This window comes from Pseudomonas sp. MYb541, from assembly GCF_037479595.1.
Taxonomy (GTDB): domain Bacteria; phylum Pseudomonadota; class Gammaproteobacteria; order Pseudomonadales; family Pseudomonadaceae; genus Aquipseudomonas; species Aquipseudomonas canadensis.
On sequence record NZ_JBBGYS010000037.1, the window covers coordinates 1 to 20,405 of the forward strand.

Here is a 20,405-nt window from a genome sequence, read left to right on the forward strand (position 1 = left end):
TTTTGCTTACTTTTGACTGGGCCGGCATTCCGGCTCTTCAAAAGTGAGCCGCCGTAAGGGCGGAACCAATACCAGCCATCACCTAAATAACGGATATGCCCCCAATCAAACCCACAACTCAACCCCGCCCATTCCCAATCTGCCAAACAAACGGCGGCTCCACCCCATTAACCACCCAATCCCCCACAATCCGAGCCTTATAAATCACCGGATTATGCGACGACACCGTCCGCGCATTCCGCCAATGCCGATCCAGCGCCTTACCCTGCCGCACATCCGAAGCCCCCAGTGCATTAAACAACTCACTGGTAGCCCGCTGAATCAACCCCGACACCACCACCTGCGCCGTAGCCGACTCAATCTCTGCAGCCACATTGGCTATACGCTCAGCATCATCATCCCCCCCAAACCGCGCCAAATACGCCCGTTGCGCCGGCAGCGTCGCCCTCAGCGCACTCGCCTCAGCGGCATACACCAGCGCCGCCACTTCCCCGACCACCTGTTGAACCTGCGCATCCTGGCTCACATGCGCCGCATTGCCATGACTGTAGATGCGCTTACGGCTGCGCACCTGATGCGCCACATCGCGCAAGGCCGCACGCCCAATCCCCGCCAAACTGGCGAGCAACACCAACTGATAGAACGCCGTCTGGTATTTAAACCGGCTGGCAAAGTCGATGACGTTTTCCGCATCCACCACCGCATCGGTAAAGCGCGACGTGCCGCTGCCGGTAGTGCGCTGGCCAAAGCCGTCCCAGTCATCGCTGTGCACCACCCCAGGCTGACGGGCGCGGGTGGCGGCGATCACATCACCACCGGTGTCGCTGCGCTGGGCATACACATCAATCCAGTCCGCAAAGATGCTGCCAGTGCTGTAGAACTTCTCTCCGTTGAGCTTCCAGCCATCGCCGTCAGGGCTGACCTGGGTGACCACATCGCCGATCGCCACGTTGCCAATCTCGGTCCAGGCGCAGCCGACGATATCGCCGTCCACGAACCGCTTGAACCACAGATCCCGGCCGGCACTGGGCGGGGCGTTCAGACGATCTTCAGCAAATGCAAAGTGCCCGCGCAGGGCCTGGGGTACGTTGGAATCGGATTCGGCCAATTCGATCAGCAGTTCAAACAGCTGCGGCAGGGAAGCACCGCCGCCGCCATATTCCACCGGCACGCGTACTGCGCCAAAGCCTGCTTCCTTGAGCCACTGGATCGGTTCATGGGGCAGGGTGCGGGACTGTTCGCGGTCTACAGCGCCGTCGGCGATGCGCTGGAAGATCGGGCGGAAGCGCGCGGCCAAGGTCGAATAGTCGACGCCAGTGGACAGCGGGTTGATGACGTGTTGTTCGGTCATGGGCAAGGTTCCTGGGCAGTGATCAATGCAGCGGAGAGTGCATACTCCGTGCCGGGTATCGGCGCCCGTATTTACGGGCCAAAGCGCTCAACCACTGTTGCCCTGGCAACAGCTGATCGACAAACCCGTACACTCTGCGACATCGACGCCGGCACGCAGTATTGCGTGCAACGCCCCTGGCCCGGGCGTTTTCCCGGCCTGGCACGCTTGCTGCTCAAGCCCTGGGTACATCCCCTTTGTGCGAGGAAACGCGAGATGAGTCAGCAAGCCGTGAAATTTGCCTACTGGGTGCCCAACGTCAGTGGTGGGTTGGTGGTCAGTAAGATCGAACAACGCACCCACTGGGGCATCGACTACAACCGCAAACTGGCGCAACTGGCGGAAGCCGCCGGCTTCGAATACGGCCTCACCCAGATCCGCTTCACCGCGGGCTACGGTGCCGAAAACCAGCATGAGTCCGTGGCATTCAGCCATGCGCTGCTGGCCGCGACCACCACGCTCAAGGTGATCGCCGCGATCCTGCCAGGCCCCTGGCAACCGGCGTTGGCGGCCAAGCAACTGGCGACTATCGACCAGCTCACCAACGGCCGTATCGCAGTGAATATCGTCAGCGGCTGGTTCAAGGGCGAGTTCCAGGCCATCGGCGAACACTGGCTGGAGCACGATGAGCGTTATCGCCGTTCCGAAGAGTTCATCCGCGCCCTCAAAGGCATCTGGACCCAGGATGAGTTCACCTTCAAGGGCGACTTCTACCGCTTCAACAACTACACCCTCAAGCCCAAGCCACTGGGCCAACCGGAGGTGTTCCAGGGCGGCAGCTCACGGGCCGCGCGGGACATGGCGGCGCGGGTGTCGGACTGGTACTTCACCAACGGCAACACCCCTGAAGGCATCAAAGCCCAGGTCGATGACATTCGCGCGAAAGCGGCGGCGAACAACCATTCGGTCAAAGTCGGCGTCAACGCCTTCGTGATCGCCCGCGACACCGAGGAAGAAGCCCGCGCCGTGCTCGCAGAGATCATCGACAAGGCCGACCCGGAGGCGGTGAATGCCTTTGGCGATGCAGCGAAGCAAGCGGGCAAGGCATCGCCGGAAGGCGAGGGCAACTGGGCCAAGTCCAGCTTTGAAGACCTGGTGCAGTACAACGATGGCTTCAAGACCAACCTGATCGGCACGCCCCAACAGATTGCCGAGCGCATCGTCGCGCTCAAGGCGGTGGGGGTGGACCTGGTGCTGGCGGGGTTCCTGCACTTCCAGGAAGAAGTCGAGTACTTCGGCAAGCGTGTGTTGCCACTGGTGCGCGAGCTGGAAGCCAAGGCGGCGATCAAGCAGGTGGCGTGAGCAGTTTTTTTTCCAGGCGCAGCGCTGCTGTGTGGTCTTCGTAATAGGCGTCGATCAGGGCAAAGCGCCGATAACCGTTGCGCTCATAAAGGCTGAGAGCGCCGGGGTTGTCGGTGCGTACTTCCAGGCGTAGGCGCGTGCAACCCTGCGCCACGGCGATAGCTTCAACGCGGCTCAGCAACTGTTTGCCCAGCCCCGTGCCACGCGCAGGTTCGGTAATGGCGATGGAATACAGGCGCGCCAACGAGGTGCCACGGCGCAACAGCACCAGCGCATAACCGAGCAATTGCCTGTCATTGTCCGCCACCAGCAACTGGCCATGGGCGCGGCTGACCATCCACTGGAAACTGCGCCGTGACAGCCTGTCGGTGGTGAAGCAGTGCTGTTCCAAGGCCAGTAATTCAGGCACATCCAAGAGGGTTGCAACGCGAAAGCAAAGAGCCATATGACCGCCGTAAAAGTTGCGTAACGAAACGGGACTTCTCTAAAAGATCGTGCTTAATAGAAAAGGTCGAGTTCTCAAAAGCGGATCAAATATTATGTCGGCGGTACAAGGTCATTGGCGTGAAGTATCCGAGCAAACCGTCGCGGCGACAATAACTAATAAAAGTTATTTTTCCGCACCACCGAAAGCTAGCAGTCAAGTTGTGATCATTGTCGAGCGCAAGGAAGATTGGGCCTCCTACTTCCCCAGCGAAGACATCGTCACCGCCCAGGAATACCTGGAACAGACCCGTGAAAACGAGAGTGGCAAGCGCGTACAGGTGATCAACCTGTGCCGCAGCTACAAGTACCTGGGGCATGGTTATTACTGCTCGCTGCTGGCCGAAGCCCGCGGGCACAAGGTGATTCCGTCGGTGCGCACCATCAGCGAACTGACGAAGAAGTCGCTGTACGGCCTGGCCTTGGACGACCTGGATAAAACCCTCGATAAAGCCTTGAGCCATCATCTCTACAGCAATACCGAAGGCTTTACCCTGACACTTTACTTTGGCCGGACCAATATAGAGCCGTTGCAGGACTTGGCTCGTCAGTTGTTTGAAGCCTTTCCATGTCCGATCTTGTTAGTTGATTTTAAAAAGAATAACGGTTGGCATATTGAAGGCGTTAAATCGGGCGTGCTGCACAAGTTGCGCGACGATCAGGAAGATCAATTCGCCCACGCGCTGGATAACTTCAGCCGCAAGATCTGGCGCCAGCCGCGTTCACGTCGCCTGGCCCGTTATGACCTGGCCATCCTGCACGACCCTCAAGAGCAATTGCCGCCTTCCAATGCCAAGGCCCTGGATAATTTCATCCGCGTTGGCAAGGGCCTGGGCATCGATGTGGAGCTGATCGAGCGCAAGGACTATTCGCGCCTGGCCGAATACGACGCCTTGCTGATCCGCGAGACCACCAGCGTCGACAACCACACCTACCGCTTCGCCAAGAAAGCCGAAAGCGAAGGCCTGGTGGTGATGGACGACCCGGCGTCAATCCTGCGCTGCACCAACAAGGTCTACCTCACCGACCTGCTCAACAGTCACCAACTGGGCATGCCCGCCACCGAAATCCTCTACAAGGAGCGACCGGAAGACTTCGAACGGGTCGGCGAGCGCCTGGGGTTTCCGCTGGTGCTGAAGATCCCCGACGGCTGTTTCTCCCGCGGCGTGATCAAGGTAGAAAGCCAGGAAGCCTTGCTCAAGGCCACTGCCGAGTTGTTCGAACATTCGGTGCTGTTGCTGGCCCAGGAGTTCTTCTACACCGAGTACGACTGGCGCATCGGCATCCTTAATCGCAAGCCGATCTTTGCCTGCCAGTATTTCATGTCCAAGGGCCACTGGCAGATCTACAACCACAAGGCCATCGGCCAGGACATCAACGGTGAATGCCGTACCCTGGCGGTCCATGAAGCGCCCAAGGCGGTGGTGGAGCTGGCCGTGAAGACCGCCAACCTGATCGGCGATGGCCTCTACGGCGTCGACCTCAAGCAGTCCGGCGACAAGGTGGTGGTGATCGAAGTCAACGACAACCCCAACCTGGACGCAGGTATCGAAGATGCCTATTTGCAGGACGATCTGTATGGGCTGGTGCTGGAGGAGTTTGTGCGGCGCCTGGAGTTGAAGCGTCAGGGCCAGGTCTGGTGACCCGGCGATGATCCAGCGTTTTCAACTGACCGATGGCAAGTTGCACAGTGGGGAAAGTGATGACGCCCCGATTCAGTTGTTCAACAATCCTGACCTTGCCGAGCGCGAGTGGCTGCGCGACCACCACAAGCTCGACGAGCACGCCCTGGCCTCGGCGCTGGACCCCGATGAGGTCTCGCGCATCGAGTTTCACCCGGACAATCTGTTCCTGATCTGGAAACGCCCGGAAAACTACTCCGGTGGCGGCAGCCTGGTGTTCGAGGTGTCGTCCTGCGGCCTGCTGTTTTCGCCTGGCCGCCTGCTGGTGATCGCCACCGACGAAACCCCGCTGACCGGCCTCGGCAAGCGCCGCCCGTTGCACACGCCGCTGGATGTATTGCTCGACTTGTTGCTCAACAACATTCACCACTACCTGGGCCACCTCAAGGTGATCAAGCTGGTCGCACGGGAATTGCAGCAGCAGTTCAATGCGTCCATGAGCAACCACCACCTGATGCAGATGTTCAGCCTCAGCGAAAGCCTGATCTATTACATCAACGCGCTGCACAGCAACGGCGCGGTGCTGTCGCGGCTGCGCAATCATGCAGAAAAGGAACACTTCAGTGCGCAAATACTCGCGCTGATCGACGACCTGATCATCGAGAACCACCAGTGCTACAAACAGGCGGAGATCTATTCCAACGTGTTCTCCGGGCTGATCGACGCTCGCGGTAACCTGATGAACAACAGCATGAACAACCTGTTGCGCAAGCTCACCTTGATCAACGTGGTGTTCCTGCCGCTGAACCTGATTGCGAGCATCGGTGGCATGTCGGAGTTCAGCATGATGACGGCGGGGACGCCGTGGTGGGTGTCGTATCCGTTGTTTCTGGCGGCGATGGGGCTCGGAGGAGGGCTGATGGTGTTAGGGCTCAAGCGTATAGCCGGCGGCTCGAATGTCGTGTGAACACGGATCGCCTGTGGGAGCGGGCTTGCTCGCGAATACGGAGTGTCAGACAGACATTAATCAACTGACCCACCGCATTCGCGAGCAAGCCCGCTCCCACAGGGGTTGTGTCGTTCAGGAGGGGGGCTGCAGGGTCAGGACCTCGAACCCATCCGCCGTCACCGCCACGGTATGTTCCCACTGCGCCGACAGGCTGTTGTCCTTGGTGACCACCGTCCAGCCATCCTTGAGGCTGCGTACTTTCGAGCTGCCCTGGTTGAGCATCGGCTCCACGGTAAACACCATGCCTTCACGCAGTTCCAACCCGGTGCCGGGACGGCCAAAGTGCAGGACCTGTGGTTCTTCATGCATCTGCCGGCCAATGCCGTGGCCGCAATACTCGCGGACCACGCTGTAGCCGTTGGCTTGCGCATGGCTCTGGATTGCGTGGCCAATATCGCCCAGGCGCGCGCCGGGCTTGACCTGGCGGATACCGGCCCACATCGCTTCGAAGGTCTTCTCGACCAGGCGCTGGGCCTTGGGCGTAACGCTGCCGATCATGTACATCTTGCTGGAGTCGGCAATGAAGCCACCTTTTTCCAGGGTGATGTCGATGTTGATGATGTCGCCGTCCTTGAGGATGTCCTTGGCGCTGGGCATGCCATGGCACACCACTTCGTTGATCGAGGTGTTGATGGAGAAGGGGTAGTCGTATTGGCCCAGGCTGGCGGGGCGGGCCTTGAGGTCGTTGCGGATGAAGGCTTCGACGGCGGCGTCCAGCTCCAGGGTGGAGCGGCCAACGCCGACAAACCCGTCGAGCATGGTAAACACCTGGGCCAGCAGGCGCCCGGATTCACGCATCACGGCCAGTTGGGCGGCAGTCTTGATCATCAACTGCGCCCCCGGATCAGGTCGGGCTTGTCCAGCAACAGTTTGTTGATCAACTCGTTGTAGGGCAGTTGCGGGTTGAGCTCGGCGAGCAGGCCGATCTTGATCCAGAATTCGGCCTGGGCGTTGATGGAACGGTCCATCGCAGCGCTGGCCAGGCGCAGTTGTTCGTGCAGTTGGTCGGTGATCTTGACGATGCCCATGGGGTTCACTGTGCTGGGTTGATATACGAAGCGTATACGTTTCGTATGCTATGAGTAAACCTTTTGTTGACTTGTCCGGCCGCGGACGGTTAATTTCGCGGCATGACCTTTCAAACCTTTCGCAGCCAGCCAAGCATTATTACCGCCATTCCTCATTTGGCGGGATAGCGCACGGCTGTACCCAAACCCGCCCTAGAGGCGGGTTTTGTTTTTCCGTCTCCTGGGCCTTGAACAAAAAGCCAGGAAACACCTATGAGCACCTGCACCGCCGACTCGGCACTCCTTGAGCATTACGTAAAAAAGATCCTCGCCGCGCCGGTCTACGACCTGGCAGTGCGCACGCCGTTGCAACCCGCACCCGCATTGTCAGCGTTGCTGGGCAACCAGGTGCTGCTCAAGCGCGAAGACTTGCAGCCAACGTTTTCCTTCAAGATCCGGGGCGCCTACAACAAACTGGTGCAGTTGAGCGACGAGCAAAAGGCGCGCGGCGTGGTCACCGCATCGGCCGGCAACCATGCCCAGGGCGTGGCGCTGGCAGCAAGGGAGTTGGGGATCCAGGCGCGGATCGTCATGCCCAGCACCACGCCGGAGTTGAAGGTACTGGGCGTGCGTTCCCGTGGCGCTGAAGCGGTCCTGCATGGCGAGAGCTTCCCCTTTGCCCTGACCCACGCGCTGCAACTGGCTGAGTCATCCGGTTGCACCTTTGTCTCGCCCTTCGACGACCCGGATGTGATCGCCGGTCAGGGCACTGTAGCCATGGAAATTCTGCGCCAGCAACAGGGCCCGTTGGATGCGATCTTCGTACCGGTAGGCGGTGGTGGGCTGATTGCCGGGGTTGCCGCCTACGTCAAATACCTACGGCCCGAGGTGCGCATCATCGGCGTCGAGCCCGAGGGTTCAAGCTGTCTGTTGGCGGCGCTGCGTGCCGGCGAAAGGGTGGTGCTGCCCAGTGTCGACGGGTTCGCCGACGGCACGGCGGTAGCGCAGGTAGGGGCCTACGGGTTTGAAATCTGCCGGGATTGGGTGGATGACGTTATCACGGTCAGCAACGACGAACTGTGCAGCGCCATCAAGCTGATCTACGACGACACGCGCTCAATCACCGAGCCTTCTGGCGCGTTGGCAGTGGCGGGCGTGCGCAAGTACGTCGCCCATCATGGCCTGCGCAAACAGACCTTGGTGGCGATCAATTCCGGAGCGAACATCAACTTCGATAGTTTGCGACATGTTGCCGAAAGGGTCGCCGCACAGGCCTGTAATGAATTTTGAGTCCAGAGTTAAACGTTTAATCGCTGCGGTTCGACGAAGATTCAAACCGCACACTTTTACTTATATATCCCGGCATGTGGCTTATGAGGAAAAGTTACAACGAAGGCCGATTTTGCCGAGTAGGCTTGGGTGTTACAAGCGTCTTCCAGGGTCGGCAAGGCGCGGCGGGCATGAGCTCGTCGGATACACAACAATCTGTTGGCAGTCTCAGAAAAGGAGAGGTTGACCATGCTTTCGGAATTAGAACTTCGCAGCATTATTGAAGGAAGTTTCCTGCCTAAACGGTGCGAATGCACCAAAGCCGAAGATGCTTCGCTGACGATCAAGGTCTACGACGACCGTGACCGTGACCGGGTGGATTTGGAAGTCAAAGGGATCAACGCGGACAAACTCGACAGCAGTCGAGCCATTTGCAACCTGATCGCCGGGTTGCGCGAAGACCTCAAGCACACGCATACCCCCATCCTGCAACGCGTAGGAGGGCGCGCTTACTGAAAATGCTTGAGTCTTGACCTGTGGGCCTGGTGATTGCCAGGCCCAATGCTGTTTACGCCTGTCGATCAGTTCTGGAAATCGCAGGCTTCGGACATCTTCCGGTAGCTGACATCTTCGACTTTGCCCGCCTTATCCAAAAACTTGATATCCGCCTTGATGACTTTGCATTCATCGGTCTGGGTTTCGTTCATCGCCAGGACTTTGGCGATATTCATCGGCATGCCGTACTGGTAAGGCACGGGTTTGACAGCGGCGCCTTGCTCGTCGGCCTGGGCCAGGCCAGATACTGCGGCCAGCGCCAAGGCGCTGCCGAACATCAAAGTGCGCAGTTTCATGGTGGTTCTCCGCAAGTGGGGACAACTTCACTCTCGACTTGCGGGATTAACCATCGATTAATTTTTACCGGGCTGACAAAACCTTCATCTTTACCAACTCATCCGCACCCCGGCATTGCCGCTGACACCCTCCATCGCGTTGCCGTCCAGGGTGGTGTTGTAGTCTGCGGCCAGGTAGACGCTCACCGAAGACGACAGCCGCGCAACCACGCCGACACCCACATCCGCCGTGGAAGACTTGTGATCGCTCTTGATGCGATCCACATCATCGTAGGTCACCGTGTCGCTGCCACCGAAGGTGTGCCAGGCGTTGGCCCGCAAGTAAGGTTCGACCGGTGTGTTATTCACCAGGTAGCGGCCCTTGAGGCGGGCGCCGAGGCGGCCGGTCCAGTACTCCTGGGAGTCGAATGACACCCTGGAAATACCGTCGTTCTGGCTGTCCAGGTCGATCGTCTGGCGGATTACCTGGGCCTGCGGTTCCACGACCCAATGCTCGGAAACGGCAATCGGGTAGCCGGCTTCGGCGGACAGCGCCAGGGCATGGCCCTTGGTGTCCATCTTTATGCCCCGCTCGGACTTGTTGTCGCCCTTCAGGCGCGTGCCCATCGCAACCAGGTCCACATACCAGCCGGTCGAATCGGTGAGCGTCCAGTAGGCACCGAAGTTATCGCCATCGAGTTTGACCCGCCCGGAGCGATTGTTCTGCCAGCCCATCGAGAATCCTTTCACGTCCCCGCTCAGGCGACTTTGACCGATAAACAGCCCGAAGCGCTGGATCTGCCCGCCGCTGGTTTCGGATGCATACAGGTCATGACCGACCTGATAGCCCTTGACCGAGCCGTCGAAGCTTGGCGCCACGGTGCCCGACCAGTGCTTGTTGAAGTCGCTGCCATAGGCACGCCCCCAGCCAGCCGGCACCGCGCCGGTTTCGGTCAGCAGGCTTTGCTCGCCCTGGCGATCATGAAAGGTGCCCAGCGCTTGCAGGGTCATCAACTGTGCGGCGGGCACCACCACCGAATACACCGGCACTTCCAAGCGGTACAGCGGAATGGGCTCGGCACCGGCAATGGCGGTCGGCAGCGCCGGGTTGCTCGCGGCGGATTGCGGCGAGTTGCCTGCTGCAACCTGGCTGGGCGGCGGGGCGGGGGGCTCGACCGGCGCGACGGGTTGCGAGGTCGGCGGTTCCACCGGCGGTTCATCGGGGTCGACCACCGGCGGTGTCGCTGGAATCGGCGGTACGGGCACCACCACTGGTGGTGTCGGTGGCACGGGTGGCACCGCCGGCGGTTGCACGGCAACCACTGACGAGCGCAGGTACCAGTTGTTTTCGGTACCGGCCGTCACGCCGCCCTTGAACAGCAAATATTCATAGGCCCCGGCCGAGACCGAGCTCTTCAACGAGAAGGCATCGGTACTGCTCACCGCGCCGTTGAGCGCCTGCACCACCTCGATCCCGTTATTGCGGGTAAAGCCCCCGACGCCGCCGAGGTTGCTCACCGCCAATTCGGTACGACCGCTCAGCGTGCCACCGGATACCACCAGCTTGTCCGTCGCGGAGTTTTCATCGCCCAGCACGGTTTGCAGCCACAACTGGCCGTTATTGCCTACGTAATTGCCATGCACCGTCAGCGCATCGTTGGCGGCGGCGCTGCCGCTGGTCATGTCGATCTTGCCGGCATTGTTCAGCGTCGCCAGTTGGCTGGCTAGATAGGGCCGCACGCTGCCTTGGGTCACGGCCAGCGTACTGCTGGCGTCAATGTTCAAGGTGCCGGTATTGCTCGCGCTGTCACCCAGGAAAAAATCTCCCGCCAGGTCGAAGCGCGAAGTGTTGTTGAGATTGACCGTTTCCCAGCCGATGTAGCGGGCCGCCGTGCTGGACGTGGTGTTGTCGAAGGTCAGTTGGTCGTTGCCCAGGCCGCCGTCGATGGAGGGCGTGGCAGCCAACAGGCTTTCGCTGAGGCCGCGCAGCAGCGCGGTATCGTCACCATCGCCCATCAGCACCGCCGATTTGATCTGGCCGGCATTGAGCCAGTTGAACGTGTCATTGCCGACGCTGGCACGGATCTCGCCATTGACCACGCCGCCGCTGACCGTGATGCTGTCGTCGCCGCCGCTGGTGCTGATATTGCCACCAATGCTGCCGCCCGAGACGATGATCGTATCGGTATCGAAACCGGTGACCAGGTTGCCCAGGATTACGCCGCCAGACATGTCATAGAAGTTCTTGTCGAGCTTCATGTCGACCCGACCGATGGTGCCACCGGTCTGCTGCGCCACGTCGCCGTCCTCGAAGGCGCCGACGATGGTGCCGCCCGTCATCCGGAAGGTGTCACGGCCGTCGCCCTGTGCCAGGGACTGGATTTGCCCGCCGTTCATAATGAAGTCATCGATGCCGGCGCCTTGCTGTACGGCGCCGTTGATCTGGCCGGAGTCGATCCACACGGCGTCTTTCCCCGGACCGAAGGTGACGTTGCCGTTGATGATGCCGCTGCCGCCTGCAGGCAGGGTCAGGCGGTTATCGCCCAGGAGGTCGGTCAGGCCGGCACTGGTGCCGCTGTCGCAAATAAGTGTGTCGTTGCCCGGACCGGGAGTGAGTGTGCAGGCAGCGTAGGATTGTTGTGGTGCGGTGTACTGCAGTGAAAGGAGGCCGACAGCTAAAACGGCGCGGGTTGAAAAACCGTTGCTCTTTTGCATGGGTCTGTCCTGCATGCGTTGTAGTTACTGCTCCTGTTATGGGTTTAGCACAGTTTTCCCACTTGGCAATTTTTATATAAACGCGCGCAGGCCACGGAATACGTGGCCTGCGTGGTGGCACATTGGTCATGTTGCTGCCGGGTTCAGCTCACCTGGTGGCGGTAAGGCAGGTCCGGACCGGTCTTGGTGCAGGTCAACGCCGCAGCACGGATTGCAAAACCCAGCATGGCGTCGATTTGCCCACGGGTGAGCTGTTGCAGGCCCTCTACCGAGTCACGCTGCTGCTCGGTCAGCCAGGCAATCAACGCGGCCTGGAAGGTATCACCAGCCCCCACGGTATCCGCCATCACCACCTTGACTGCCGGCGCCGACCAGTGGCCATGCTGCCGGCTGAACACACTGGCGCCGTCGCCACCACGGGTGAGGAACACCAACTGGCAACGGTGTTGCAGCCAACCCTGCAGCACGCTTTCAGGCGACTGATCGGGGTAGAGCAAGTGCAGGTCTTCGTCGCTGACCTTGATCAGGTCGGCGTGTTTGACCAACTCGCCTACGCGGTCGCGCCACAGCTGGATATCCGGCTGCGGGTTGAGCCGCACGTTGGGGTCGAGGCTGATCAGGCGCTTGCCGCTTTCACGCTTGACCAGGCTCAGCAAGGTGTCGCCGATCGGTTGCACCACCAGCGAGAACGAGCCGATATGCAGGCCACGGATGTCATCACCCAGCGCGGGCAGATGGCTGACTTCCAGCAGTCGGTCGGCGCAGCCTTCACCACGGAAGTTGTACTGCGGCGAGCCATTGGCGCCCACGGCGACCATCGACAAGGTGGTCGGCGCGGCGAATTCCACCAGGAACTGCTCGCTGACGCCCTCATCCTTGAGCACCTGCAATAAGCGGCGGCCAAGGAAGTCGGTGGACAAGCCGCCGAACAAGCCCGCCTCGATACCCAGGCGGCGCAAGCCTACCGCGACGTTGAACGGCGAACCGCCGGCAATCGCCTTGTAATTGACCTTGGAAGCCTGCCCGCTGGCGTCTTCCTCGCTGAAAAAATCAAACAGCGCTTCACCACACACCAGATACATAGTCGTTCGCTCTTAAAGGGTTGCCACAAGCTGCTGGTAGCGCTCGTAGGCTTGTTGATACGCACTGACACTGGCCGCTACCGGCAGAGTACGGCTGGCCGGGTCGACGCTCACACATTTGTCGCACAGGCTGGCCAGTGACTCGCCGGACTGGCTCCACGCCGCCTGGATCGCCGCGCCCAGGGCGGCGGCTTCACTTTGTTCGGTGCAGACCACTTCGGTGTTCATGATATCGGCGACCATCTGCCGCCAGACCGGGCTTTTCGAACCGCCGCCGATCAAGCGGATGCTCTGGCTTTGCAGGCCAGTCTGGCGCAGCAGGTCCAGGCCGTAGCGCAGGCCGAAGGTGGTGCCTTCGACCACCGCGCGGCACAGGTTGGCGCGGGTCAGGTTGGTCATGGTCAGGCCGTGCAGGCTGCCGGTGGCGTGGGGCAGGGCGGGCACGCGTTCGCCGTTGAGAAACGGCAGCATGCTCACGCCGTCGGCGCCGATGGGCGCTTGCTCGACCAGGGCGTTGAACGCGGCCAGGTCCAGGTCGAACAGCTCGCGGATCACCCCAGTGGCGTTGGTCAGGTTCATGGTGCAGATCAACGGCAGCCAGCCGCCGCTGGATGAACAGAAAGTGGCCACCGAGGCTTGCGGACTGACGCTGGGTTGGTCGGCAAATGCATACACGGTGCCCGACGAGCCGAGGCTCATGGTGATCACGCCAGGGGCAATATTGCCAGTGCCGATGGCGCCCATCATGTTGTCGCCACCGCCGCTGGAGACGATGGCGTTGGGGTTGATGCCCAGGCGTTCGGCAATCGCCGGAAGAATCGTACCGACGCTTTGATCGGCCTCGATCAGTTGTGGCAAGGCGTTTTCAAGGCGTCCGCTCGGGTCGATGTGCTTGAGCAGCGCCACATCCCATTCACGGGTGCGCACGTTGAAGTAGCCGGTGCCCGACGCATCGCCATACTCGGCGACGGCGCGGCCGGTGAGCCAGTAATTGAGGTAGTCATGGGGCAGCAGGATATGCGCGATGCGCGCGAAGATGTCCGGGTGCTGCTCGCGGGTCCACAGCAGCTTGGACACGGTGTAGCCCGGTGCGATCGCCACGCCGAGACGTTCCAGGGAACCGCCTTCACCACCCAGGTGCTGCAAGAGTCGGTCGTTTTCCGGTGCGGTCTCGGTGTCGCACCAGAGTTTCGCCGGGCGCAGTACCTGGCCTTGGTTATCCAGCAGCACCAAACCATGTTGCTGGCCGGAAACGCCGATGCCGAGGATATCCTGGCCGTCCACGCCGGCCTGTTGCAGGGCGCGGTGGGTGGCTTCGGTAAAGGCGTCCAGCCATTCCTGGGTGTGCTGCTCGCGACGGCCATTGGCGCCGCTGATCAAGGTGTGCGCAGCCGCGCCGAGGCCCAGTACCTTGCCGCTGGAGGCGTCGAGGACGATGGCCTTGGTACCTTGGGTGCCGCAGTCGATGCCGAGAAACAGGTTTTGCTGGGTCATGAGGGTTTGCTCAGCATTATTGTTGGATTGAAATGCGGTCATTGTGGGAGCTGGCTTGCCTGCGATGGCAGTCTGTCAGTCACCTCATGGCTGCCTGATCGACCGCCATCGCAGGCAAGCCAGCTCCCACATGGTCAAGCTGGTTTCTTCAGGATATCTTGCAGGGTTTTTGTGACGCCCTTGTCGCGCAGACTCACATAGCACCGCTCGAACGCTGCCACAAACTCAGGCGAATTGGGAATAGCCTTGCCAAAAATCTCTTCCACCCCCAGCAGCCGTTTGCTGATCAACGCCTCATCACTCACCAGCCCCTGGCAAAACTCTGCACGCGGATCGGGGATCTTGTAACTCACGCCATTCTCGTCCACACCCTTGAGGTACAACGCCCACGCCGCTACTACCAGCGCCGCGCGCTCAGTCTCACGCCCATCGGCAATCAGGCGGTTGATAGTCGGTACGGTGAATTTGGGAAACTTCGACGAACCATCCGAGCACACGCGTTCCAGCTGGTCGGCAATCGCCTGGTTGGAGAAGCGATCCACCAGCGTCTGCTTGTAGTCCGTCAGGTCGATGCCCGGCACCGGCGCCAGGTTTGGCGTGACGTCCAGGTCCATGTAGGCGCGCATGTAGGCGACAAACACCGGGTCGTTCATGGTCTCGTGCACAAACCGATAACCCTTGAGAAACCCCAGGTAGGTCAGTGCCAGGTGGCTGCCGTTGAGCAGGCCGATCTTCATTTCTTCATACGGCGTGACGTCATCGGTGAACTGCACGCCGACCGTTTCCCAGGCCGGGCGACCGTTGACGAACTTGTCCTCCAGCACCCATTGCACAAAAGGTTCGCACACCACCGGCCAGGCATCGTCAATGCTGTGGTCATCATGCAATTGCAGGCGGTGCGCGGTGCTGGTCATCGGTGTGATGCGGTCGACCATGGCGTTCGGAAAGCTCACGTTGGCCTTGATCCAGTCGTGCAGCTCGGCATTGTGCAAGGCAGCGAACGCCAGCAGTGCCTTGCGCGTCACGGCGCCGTTATGTGGCAGGTTATCGCAGGACATTACGGTAAACGCCGGTGTGCCCGCAGCGCGACGCTGGGTCAGGGCGGCGCAGATGAAGCCGAACACGGTCTTTGGCGCGCGCGGGTGCGCCAGATCATGCTGGATCTGCGGCAGGTGAGCCATGAATTCACCGTTGCTGTCGTCGATGCAGTAGCCGCCTTCGGTGATGGTCAGCGAGACGATACGGATCGCCGGGTCAGCCAGCTTGTCGATCAGCGCCTGGGCGCCGTCTTCGGCCAGCAGCATGTCACTGATCGAGCCGATCACACGCACTTCGGTGTCGTCGGTATCGCCCAGCTCGTACAAAGTGAACAAGTAGTCCTGGCCGGCCAGGTCGTCGCGGGCCTTGCGGTCTTCGGCACGCAGGCCGACGCCGCAGATGCTCCAGTCCAGGCCGATGCCGGTGTTCATCAGCGCGTCGGTGTAATACGCCTGATGCGCGCGATGGAAACCGCCGACGCCGATATGGGCGATGCCCTGCGTGGTACTGGCAATCGCGTAGGCCGGCAGTTTTACTTGCGGCGCTAACTGGGTGAGGTTCTGTTTATTCAGTTTCATCAGCAAAGTCTCGCGAAATCAGGCGGCAGCGCGCAGTGGGCGGGCCACGGCAACACCGTCGGTGTCGAACAGATGGCAGTGCGCCGGGTCCAGGTGCAGGTGCAGCGTCTCGCCATACTGGCTGGCCATGTCGCCGCGGATCCGCATGGTCAGCGGCTCGCCGTTGGCGGTGATGACATGGCAGAAGGTGTCGCTGCCCAGGCGCTCGCCGACGTCGGCGGTGACGGTCAGGGTGGTTTGGCCCGGGGAAGCAATTTCCAGATGTTCCGGACGAATGCCCAGGGTCACTGCACTGCCCACGCTCAAGGTGGCGCCACTCAGCGGCAGGTTGATCAACGTGCCAGCGTCCAACTGCACTTCGCAGCCTTGGCTTTCAACACGGGTGACTTTGCCCTTGAGGAAACCCATCTTCGGCGTACCGAGGAAGCCCGCCACAAACAGGTTGGCCGGCTGGTGGTACAACTCCAGCGGCGAGCCGACTTGCTCGATACGGCCACTGTTCAGCACCACCACCTTGTCGGCCAGGGTCATCGCCTCAACCTGGTCGTGGGTCACGTAGATCATGGTCGCTTGCAGCTCTTTATGCAGGCGCGCCAGTTCCAGGCGCATCTGTACGCGCAGGGCGGCGTCGAGGTTGGACAGCGGTTCGTCGAACAGGAAGATCTTCGGGTTACGCACAATCGCGCGGCCGATGGCCACACGCTGACGCTGGCCGCCGGACAGCTGCTTGGGCTTGCGCTCCAGCAGCGGGCCCAGCTCGAGGATGCGCGCCGCTTCGCTGACCTTGCTCTCCACCAGCTTCTTGTCGACACCGGCCAGGTCCAGGGCAAACGACATGTTCTTGCGCACGCTCATGTGCGGGTACAGCGCGTAGGTCTGGAACACCATCGCCAGGTCACGCTTGGCCGGGGTCACTTCGGTGATATCGCGGCAATCCAGTTCGATGGTGCCTTCGCTGACTTCTTCCAGGCCGGCGATCAGGCGCAGCAGGGTGGACTTACCGCAGCCCGACGGGCCGACGAAGACCACGAATTCCTTGTCGTTCACTTCAAGGTCGATGCCCTTGATGATGGAAAAGCCTTCGAAGCCTTTTTGCAGATTCTTGATTTTCAGGTTGGCCATGATGAGCCTCCGCTAGGAATTATTATTTAACGGCGCCAAAGGACAAGCCGCGCACCAGCTGTTTCTGACTGATCCAGCCAAAGATCAGGATGGGCGCGCAGGCCAGGGTCGACACGGCGGACAATTTGGCCCAGAACAAGCCTTCGGGGCTGGAGTAGGAGGCGATCAACGCGGTCAGCGGCGCAGCGGCGGAAGAGGTCAGGTTCAGCGACCAGAACGCCTCGTTCCAGCACAGGATCAGCGACAGCAACACAGTGGACGCCAGGCCGCCCTTGGCAATCGGCAACAGTACGCGGACCATCTCTTGCCACAGGGTCGCGCCATCCAGGCGCGCGGCTTCGAGGATGTCCTTGGGGATGTCCTTGAAGTAGGTGTAAACCATCCACACCACAATCGGCAGGTTGATCAGGGTGTAGATGATGATCAGCGCAATGCGCGTATCCAGCAGGCCAAAGCTCTTGGCCAACAGGTAGATCGGCATCAGTACGCCCACCGGCGGCAGCATTTTGGTGGACAGCATCCACAGCAGCGTGCCTTTGGTGCGCTGGGTTTCGTAGAACGCCATGGAGTAGGCCGCTGGCACCGAGATCAGTAGGCAAAGCGCCGTTGCGCTGAAGGAAATCAGTACCGAGTTCCACGCATAGCTGAAGTAATTGCTGCGCTCGTTGATGTGCAGGTAATTCTCCAGCGTCGGCGTGAAGATGAACTGCGGCGGCGTGGCGAACGCGTCGATTTCGGTCTTGAAGCTGGTCAGCACCATCCAGAAGATCGGGAAGAAGATCAGGATCGCGATGGCCCAGGCCAATGTGCCGAGCAACAGGCTTTGCAGGCGGCGGGATTGTTGAAGCGTCATGGCGCGGCCCTCAAGGCTTGTCAGTCAGGTTTTTGCCGATCATCCGCACCAGGATGATGGCCGCGATATTGGCGATGACCACGGCAATCAAACCGCCGGCCGACGCCATGCCCACGTCGAACTGCACCAGCGCCTGGTTGTAGATCAGGTAGGCGAGGTTGGTCGAGGCGTAGCCGGGGCCACCGTTGGTGGTGGTGAAGATTTCAGCGAACACCGAGAGCAGGAAGATCGTCTCGATCATCACCACCACGGCAATCGGGCGGGCCAGGTGGGGCAGGGTCAGGTGCCAGAAAATCGCGATGGCGCCGGCACCGTCCAGGCGCGCGGCTTCCTTTTGTTCCTGGTCGAGGGACTGCATGGCGGTCATCAGCAGCAGAATCGCGAAGGGCAGCCACTGCCACGACACAATGATGATGATCGACAGCAACGGGTAGTGCGCCAGCCAGTCCACGGGTTCTGCGCCGAAGAACTTCCACACGGCGGCGAGAATCCCCGAGACCGGGTGGAAAATCAGGTTCTTCCAGATCAGCGCGCCCACGGTGGGCATGATGAAGAACGGCGAAATCAGCAACACTCGCACCAAGCCACGGCCGAAGAACTCACTGGCCTCCAGCAGGGCGCTGATCAGCACACCGAACACCACGCTGATCAGCAACACGCTGCCCACCAGCAACAAGGTATTGGTGGCGCCGGGCAGGAAGCCCGAATCGGTGATGAAGTAGGTGAAGTTCTCCAACCCCACGAATTGGTTTTCGCCGGGGTAGAGCAGGTTGTAGCGGATCAGCGAAAAGTACAGGGTCATGCCCAGCGGCACGATCATCCACAGCAGCAGCAAGGCCACCGAGGGGCTGACAAGGAACCAGCCGGGGTTGGCCAGGCGGTTTTTGGCGGGTGTATTCATGGTATTCACGACCGGTACAGAGCAAGAATCGGAGTGCGGTCAGTGTGGGAGGGGGCTTGCCCCCGATAGCAGTGTGTCAGTCACAAAATCATCAACTGGTAGATTGCTATCGGGGGCAAGCCCCCTCCCACATTTGACGGTGGTGGGCCTGCTTTACTTGGGATACCCGGCCCGCTTCATTTCACGCTCGGTGGTGGTCTGCGCGGCGGTCAATGCAGCATCCACCGTCTGCTGACCAGTCAGCGCGCCCGAGAAGAACTTGCCGACCTGCGTCCCGATCGCCTGGAACTCAGGAATGGTCACCAACTGGATACCGATATACGGCACCGGCTTGAGCGTCGGTTTGGTCGGGTCTGCGACTTTCAGCGATTCGAGGGTCACCTTGGCAAACGGCGCGGCCTTCATGTAGTCGTCGCTGTAGGTCGACTTGCGCGTGCCTGGCGGTACGTTGGCAACACCGTCGGTCTTGGCGACCAATGCGCCGTATTCTTTAGAGGTCGCCCAACTGGTGAACACCTTGGCGGCGTCCTTGGCCTTGGAGCTGGTAGGGATCGCCAGGCTCCAGGAGTACAGCCACGAAGTGCCTTTGTCGGTCTTCTCGTGCGGGGCAAAGGTAAAGCCGACATGGTCAGCCACTTTGCTTTGAGTCTTGTCGGTGACGAATGAGCCGGCCACGCTGGCGTCGACCCAGATCGCGCACTTGCCGCTGTTGAACAGCGCCAGGTTTTCGTTGAAACCGTTGCTGGAAGCACCCGGCGGGCCGGATTTCTTCATGTTGTCGACGTAGAAGTTCAGCGCGTCTTTCCATTCTGGACCGTTGAATTCCGGCTGCCACTTCTCATCGAACCAGCGCGCACCGTAGCCGTTGGCCAGGGTGGTGATCAGCGCCATGTTCTCGCCCCAACCGGCTTTGCCGCGCAGGCACAGGCCGTATTGCTCTTTGGTCTTGTCGGTGAGTTTGCTGGCGAATTCGCCGATCTGGGTCCAGGTCGGGTGCTCGGGCATAGTCAGCCCGGCGTCCTTGAACAGGTCGGTGCGGTAATAGGTGATCGAGCTTTCGGCGTAGAACGGCAGGGCGTACAGCGAGCCCTTGACGGACAAACCGTCACGCACCGAAGGGAATACATCATCGAGGTCGTAGGACGCCGGCAGGTCCTTCATCGGTTCCAGCCAGCCCTTGGCACCCCACAGTGCAGCTTCGTACATGCCGATGGTCAACACATCGAACTGCCCGCCCTGTGTGGCGATGTCAGTGGTGAGACGCTGGCGCAGCACGTTTTCTTCGAGCACCACCCAGTTCAGCTTGATCTCCGGATGCTCGGTCTCGAAGGTTTTCGAGAGCTTCTGCATACGGATCATGTCGCTGTTGTTGACGGTGGCAATGGTCAAGGTCTGCGCGCCAAGGCTGACGGCGCTGAGGGTCATGCAGGTAGAGACAAGCAGGGCTTTTGCTGTGAACTTCATCGCGCACTCCATTTCCGCGCCCAGGGGGCTACAGAAGGACAGTTATTGTTGTTGTGTCTTCCCACAGGGAGTCAGGAAGAGTGTGCGTTGATTACAGCCTTCTAATTGCGCTGTGACAAATCCTTGGGAACACTGGGACTGATACTTTTTTGCACTGTCTTTGGGGTTGGCTGAAACTTTTCACTGCCCGGCCTGGGCGAAAATCGCTGCACTGCAACTGCGTGCGGTTTTCGCCCGGCGCCGCAG

At 60.5% G+C, this 20,405-nt stretch carries 16 protein-coding genes and 2 pseudogenes; 5 read left to right on the forward strand and 13 right to left on the reverse strand.

Annotated elements, in window-relative coordinates:
- Positions 1-118: 118 nt before the first annotated feature.
- On the reverse strand, positions 119-1,351 hold the full coding sequence (locus tag WH299_RS21460) for an acyl-CoA dehydrogenase family protein (protein ID WP_339551230.1): 1,233 nt from the start codon (positions 1,349-1,351) through the stop codon (positions 119-121).
- A gap of 255 nt (positions 1,352-1,606) precedes the next feature.
- Between WH299_RS21460 and sfnG the strand changes: the two genes are divergently transcribed.
- A complete protein-coding gene (gene sfnG / locus WH299_RS21465) occupies positions 1,607-2,692 on the forward strand; it encodes a dimethylsulfone monooxygenase SfnG (RefSeq protein WP_122727554.1) in 1,086 nt (361 codons plus the stop codon).
- Here the strand turns inward: sfnG and WH299_RS21470 are convergent.
- Positions 2,691-3,137: pseudogene (locus WH299_RS21470) on the reverse strand (GNAT family N-acetyltransferase); the annotation flags it as partial. The gene sfnG and the pseudogene WH299_RS21470 sit on opposite strands and share 2 nt — an antisense overlap.
- 94 nt (positions 3,138-3,231) lie before the next feature.
- Here WH299_RS21470 and WH299_RS21475 point away from each other — a divergent pair.
- Positions 3,232-4,818 carry a RimK family protein gene (locus tag WH299_RS21475; protein WP_122727550.1) on the forward strand — a complete coding sequence of 529 codons (1,587 nt, stop codon included), beginning with the start codon at positions 3,232-3,234 and terminating at the stop codon, positions 4,816-4,818.
- A gap of 7 nt (positions 4,819-4,825) precedes the next feature.
- Positions 4,826-5,764: a magnesium transporter CorA family protein gene (locus WH299_RS21480; RefSeq protein WP_339551231.1), complete on the forward strand. Its 939-nt coding sequence runs from the start codon at positions 4,826-4,828 to the stop codon at positions 5,762-5,764.
- 114 nt (positions 5,765-5,878) lie between these two features.
- Here WH299_RS21480 and map read toward each other — a convergent pair whose 3' ends face one another.
- Entirely contained in the window at positions 5,879-6,634 is a 756-nt protein-coding gene (map, locus tag WH299_RS21485; RefSeq protein ID WP_339551232.1) for a type I methionyl aminopeptidase, read from the reverse strand.
- On the reverse strand, positions 6,634-6,834 hold the full coding sequence (locus WH299_RS21490) for a ParD-like family protein (RefSeq protein WP_058425498.1): 201 nt from the start codon (positions 6,832-6,834) through the stop codon (positions 6,634-6,636). Before WH299_RS21490 ends, map begins: the two co-directional genes overlap by 1 nt.
- A gap of 252 nt (positions 6,835-7,086) precedes the next feature.
- On the opposite strand from WH299_RS21490, the pseudogene ilvA reads away from it, so the two are divergent.
- Together ilvA and WH299_RS21500 are read left to right on the forward strand one after the other, a co-directional pair.
- Positions 7,087-8,073, forward strand: a pseudogene (gene ilvA, locus WH299_RS21495) (threonine ammonia-lyase, biosynthetic); the annotation flags it as partial.
- Between the two features lie 258 nt (positions 8,074-8,331).
- Positions 8,332-8,598, forward strand: coding sequence for a DUF1652 domain-containing protein (locus tag WH299_RS21500; protein ID WP_122727542.1), 267 nt, complete (start codon positions 8,332-8,334; stop codon positions 8,596-8,598).
- A gap of 65 nt (positions 8,599-8,663) precedes the next feature.
- On the opposite strand, the gene WH299_RS21505 is transcribed toward WH299_RS21500, so the two are convergent.
- The 9 genes from WH299_RS21505 to WH299_RS21545 form a co-directional block, all read right to left on the reverse strand.
- On the reverse strand, positions 8,664-8,933 hold the full coding sequence (locus tag WH299_RS21505) for a DUF2790 domain-containing protein (protein ID WP_122727540.1): 270 nt from the start codon (positions 8,931-8,933) through the stop codon (positions 8,664-8,666).
- A gap of 90 nt (positions 8,934-9,023) precedes the next feature.
- Entirely contained in the window at positions 9,024-11,627 is a 2,604-nt protein-coding gene (locus WH299_RS21510) for an autotransporter family protein (RefSeq protein WP_339551235.1), read from the reverse strand.
- A gap of 143 nt (positions 11,628-11,770) precedes the next feature.
- Complete coding sequence (locus WH299_RS21515; protein WP_339551236.1) at positions 11,771-12,709, reverse strand: carbohydrate kinase family protein; 939 nt, start codon at positions 12,707-12,709, stop codon at positions 11,771-11,773.
- A 12-nt stretch (positions 12,710-12,721) separates the two neighbouring features.
- On the reverse strand, positions 12,722-14,203 hold the full coding sequence (xylB, locus tag WH299_RS21520; RefSeq protein WP_339551238.1) for a xylulokinase: 1,482 nt from the start codon (positions 14,201-14,203) through the stop codon (positions 12,722-12,724).
- Positions 14,204-14,337: 134 nt separating this feature from the next.
- Complete coding sequence (locus WH299_RS21525; RefSeq protein WP_339551240.1) at positions 14,338-15,819, reverse strand: mannitol dehydrogenase family protein; 1,482 nt, start codon at positions 15,817-15,819, stop codon at positions 14,338-14,340.
- Between the two features lie 18 nt (positions 15,820-15,837).
- Positions 15,838-16,941, reverse strand: coding sequence for an ABC transporter ATP-binding protein (locus WH299_RS21530; protein ID WP_339551242.1), 1,104 nt, complete (start codon positions 16,939-16,941; stop codon positions 15,838-15,840).
- Between the two features lie 22 nt (positions 16,942-16,963).
- Positions 16,964-17,794: a carbohydrate ABC transporter permease gene (locus tag WH299_RS21535; RefSeq protein WP_003173672.1), complete on the reverse strand. Its 831-nt coding sequence runs from the start codon at positions 17,792-17,794 to the stop codon at positions 16,964-16,966.
- A gap of 10 nt (positions 17,795-17,804) precedes the next feature.
- Positions 17,805-18,695, reverse strand: coding sequence for a carbohydrate ABC transporter permease (locus tag WH299_RS21540; protein ID WP_032864136.1), 891 nt, complete (start codon positions 18,693-18,695; stop codon positions 17,805-17,807).
- A gap of 153 nt (positions 18,696-18,848) precedes the next feature.
- A complete protein-coding gene (locus WH299_RS21545; RefSeq protein ID WP_445262716.1) occupies positions 18,849-20,120 on the reverse strand; it encodes an ABC transporter substrate-binding protein in 1,272 nt (423 codons plus the stop codon).
- Positions 20,121-20,405: the final 285 nt, after the last annotated feature.

Excerpts from the sequence above, each read along its gene's own strand:
- WH299_RS21460 (WP_339551230.1), bottom strand. The coding sequence starts at position 1,351 with ATGACCGAACAACACGTCATCAACCCGCTGTCCACTGGCGTCGACTAT.
- sfnG (WP_122727554.1), top strand. The coding sequence starts at position 1,607 with ATGAGTCAGCAAGCCGTGAAATTTGCCTACTGGGTGCCCAACGTCAGT.
- WH299_RS21475 (WP_122727550.1), top strand. The coding sequence starts at position 3,232 with ATGTCGGCGGTACAAGGTCATTGGCGTGAAGTATCCGAGCAAACCGTC.
- WH299_RS21480 (WP_339551231.1), top strand. The coding sequence starts at position 4,826 with ATGATCCAGCGTTTTCAACTGACCGATGGCAAGTTGCACAGTGGGGAA.
- map (WP_339551232.1), bottom strand. The coding sequence starts at position 6,634 with ATGATCAAGACTGCCGCCCAACTGGCCGTGATGCGTGAATCCGGGCGC.
- WH299_RS21490 (WP_058425498.1), bottom strand. The coding sequence starts at position 6,834 with ATGGGCATCGTCAAGATCACCGACCAACTGCACGAACAACTGCGCCTG.
- WH299_RS21500 (WP_122727542.1), top strand. The coding sequence starts at position 8,332 with ATGCTTTCGGAATTAGAACTTCGCAGCATTATTGAAGGAAGTTTCCTG.
- WH299_RS21505 (WP_122727540.1), bottom strand. The coding sequence starts at position 8,933 with ATGAAACTGCGCACTTTGATGTTCGGCAGCGCCTTGGCGCTGGCCGCA.
- WH299_RS21510 (WP_339551235.1), bottom strand. The coding sequence starts at position 11,627 with ATGCAAAAGAGCAACGGTTTTTCAACCCGCGCCGTTTTAGCTGTCGGC.
- WH299_RS21515 (WP_339551236.1), bottom strand. The coding sequence starts at position 12,709 with ATGTATCTGGTGTGTGGTGAAGCGCTGTTTGATTTTTTCAGCGAGGAA.
- xylB (WP_339551238.1), bottom strand. The coding sequence starts at position 14,203 with ATGACCCAGCAAAACCTGTTTCTCGGCATCGACTGCGGCACCCAAGGT.
- WH299_RS21525 (WP_339551240.1), bottom strand. The coding sequence starts at position 15,819 with ATGAAACTGAATAAACAGAACCTCACCCAGTTAGCGCCGCAAGTAAAA.
- WH299_RS21530 (WP_339551242.1), bottom strand. The coding sequence starts at position 16,941 with ATGGCCAACCTGAAAATCAAGAATCTGCAAAAAGGCTTCGAAGGCTTT.
- WH299_RS21535 (WP_003173672.1), bottom strand. The coding sequence starts at position 17,794 with ATGACGCTTCAACAATCCCGCCGCCTGCAAAGCCTGTTGCTCGGCACA.
- WH299_RS21540 (WP_032864136.1), bottom strand. The coding sequence starts at position 18,695 with ATGAATACACCCGCCAAAAACCGCCTGGCCAACCCCGGCTGGTTCCTT.
- WH299_RS21545 (WP_445262716.1), bottom strand. The coding sequence starts at position 20,120 with ATGACCCTCAGCGCCGTCAGCCTTGGCGCGCAGACCTTGACCATTGCC.